A 2,640-nucleotide genomic window follows, 5' to 3' on the forward strand; every position below is an offset into this window, starting at 1 on the left:
CGGCGATGACCAGGAGGGGGGTGGCCGGCAGCGTCAGGTGTGTATAGGAGGCGGGGCGGCGGCCACGGACAGGAGGCACGCAGCGGCCCACAGGCCGGGACGCGCCTCGGCCCACCGATCCGCATCGCGCCTCGGCGCACCGATCGGAACGAGCCGCAGCCCACCGATCGGAACGAGCCGCGGGCCACGACGACGCGGACGAGCCTCGCGCCGTACAGAGCCGTACAGAGCCGTACGGATCCGGACAGAGCCGGGCAGGACCGGGGCCGGGCCGGACAGGCGGCCGCCCCGGCTAGGATCCTGGGTCCTGTCCCCGCACTGCCCTGCCCAGCGCACCCCAGCCAAGGAGCACCGCATGCCCCGTGCCGGGCTGACCGTCGAGCGGATCGTCGCGGCGGCGGCCGACCTCGCGGACGAGGACGGCTTCGAGAACGTCACCGTCTCCGGTGTGGCCCGCCGCTTCGGCGTGAAGGACGCCAGCCTCTACTCGCACATCAGGAGCCTGGGAGAGCTGCGCACGCGGCTCGCGCTGTTCGCCGGCGCGGAGCTGATCGAGCGGATCGCCGACGCCGTGGCCGGGCGGGCCGGGAAGGACGCGCTGGCCGCGTTCGCCGACGCGTACCGGGAGTACGCCCTGCGGCACCCGGGCCGCTACGCCGCCACCCAGATCCGCGTCGACCAGTCCCTCGTCGCCGACTCCCCCGCCCTGCGCCGCACCGCCGAGATCACCTACGGCATGCTGCGCGCCTACGGTCTGGAGGAACCCGACCTCACCGACGCCGTGCGCCTGCTGCGCAGCACCTTCCACGGCTACTGCGCCCTGGAGGCCGCCGGTGGTTTCGGCGCGCCCCGCGACGTGCGGGCGTCCTGGGACAAGGCCGTCGAGGCGCTGCACATCACGCTGGAGAACTGGCCGCGCGAGCACACCCGGGAGCAATCCTGAGGCGCCGTGCCGCGGCACCGGCACCGCCCGCCGCCCGCTCCCCACGGGTGTGAAGGGGCGCGAACAGCGGTACGAACGGTGAGAGGGAGACCGGTTCCGTACGGCGGGATCATCGCACCGGGACTCATCGGGTGCCCGGTGCCGCCCTGGGGGAGGGAGCGCGCGTTGTCCGCACAGCAGCTCGGACGCGGCCCCTCGCGCGCCTCCGGCCCGGGCCCGCGCCCCGTGCCCACGGGTCCGGACGGCGGGCCGGCGCCCTCGCCCCCGGCGCGCTTCGTCGGCTGGCTGGGCGGCCTGGGCGGCGCGGCCGCCGGGTACGGCGTGTTCCAGGCCCTGTTCGGGGTGCTGCCCGACTCCCTGGACGGGCAGCTCGCCAAGTACCTGATCGCGGGGGTCAGCGGGCTCGGCACGGCCGCCGCGGCCTGGCTGGCGGCCGCGCTCGTGCGGGCCCGCGCCGACCGCGCGGCACACGGCCCGGCACGGCCTGCCCCGGCGTCCTTCGTGCCGGGCCCGCTGCAGCAGGTGCTCTCCGATGCCTACGACACGCTCGCCGGCCAGATGGCGGTGGTCGACGACCCGGTCCTCGGGCGGCTCACCGGCTGGGCGCACTCGCTGGGCGAGAACACCCCGTCCCGGCCCACCCCCGTCGGCACCGCCTACGGCCTGCACATCGTGCTCGATCTCGGCGTGCCCGACGGCCGGCTCGGCACCGGCGACCTGGTCGACACCCTGTGGCGGCTGCGGCTGCCCGACGGCGGCTGGTCGGCGCGCTCCCAGGGGCTTCAGGCCCGCCCGGAGGTGACCGCGCTGGTGCTGGGCGCGCTGGCCCGGGCGGGGGTGTCGCGGGACCGCCTCGCGGCGGAAGTGGCCCGCTGCGAGGCCCGGTTCACCCCCGATCACGACCGGGCAGGGCGCGAGTCGGCGCACGTGGTGACGACGGTGCTGCGCGGGCTGCTGCGCGCCGCACCCGGCTCGGCCCTGCTGCCGGTGCTGCGCGAGGCCGTCGTCGACGGCGCGATCGACGACCCCCGCCGGGACCACCTGCGCTGCTGGAGCTACCGCCTGCAGGCGCCGTACGGCCCGCCGTCGCCGTTGCACACCGCGCAGGCGGTGGTCGCCCTCGCCCGGGCCGGCCGCGTCCTGGGCGAGAACGCGGCCGCGCGCGCGGCCCGCGAGGACGGCGTGCGCTGGCTGCTGGCCTGCCCGGACGCCCGCCACGACACCTGCCCGGACCTGGACAACCTGCGCGAGGAGGTGCGCAGGCCCCGCACCGACGATCCCGCGCGCCACGAGGTGCTGAACGTACGGCACTTCACCGCCGCCTGGGTGGTCCGCGCCCTGCTGACCCCGACCGCCCGGGAGGTGGCCCGCGCCGACGGGTTGCAGGCCGCGTGGCGGGAGCGGCTGGAGGGGGCCGCGGCCGCGGTGTGGGCCGGGCAGACGGGCGGCATCTGGACCTGGGGACCGGGCGAGCAGGGCGGCCTGCGGCAGCCCATGTGGATGACCTATCAGGGCCTTTCGGCGCTGCGGGCGCATGCCGTATGCAGGTATCAGCCGGAGCAGTGAGCGGCCGGAGCGCTGCCGGGCGAACCAGTCGTCGGCCGAAGGCGCTGCTCGACTGGAGCGCCGATCGGCCGGACCACTGGTCCGCCGGGAGCTTCCGGTCGGGTGGCGGGGCGGCGTGCGCGGGGTGCGGA

At 76.8% G+C, this 2,640-nt stretch carries 2 protein-coding genes; both read left to right on the top strand.

The genetic code is table 11. The features are described 5' to 3' along the window. Nucleotides 1-355 precede the first annotated feature (355 nt). Nucleotides 356-943 carry a TetR/AcrR family transcriptional regulator gene (locus tag GV126_RS34085; protein ID WP_159675092.1) on the top strand — a complete coding sequence of 196 codons (588 nt, stop codon included), beginning with the start codon at nucleotides 356-358 and terminating at the stop codon, nucleotides 941-943. A gap of 165 nt (nucleotides 944-1,108) precedes the next feature. Beyond that, a complete protein-coding gene (locus tag GV126_RS34090) occupies nucleotides 1,109-2,509 on the top strand; it encodes a prenyltransferase/squalene oxidase repeat-containing protein (RefSeq protein WP_236570370.1) in 1,401 nt (466 codons plus the stop codon). Nucleotides 2,510-2,640: the final 131 nt, after the last annotated feature.

It is taken from the genome of Streptomyces mexicanus (assembly GCF_902506575.1).
GTDB classification, from domain to species: domain Bacteria; phylum Actinomycetota; class Actinomycetes; order Streptomycetales; family Streptomycetaceae; genus Streptomyces; species Streptomyces mexicanus.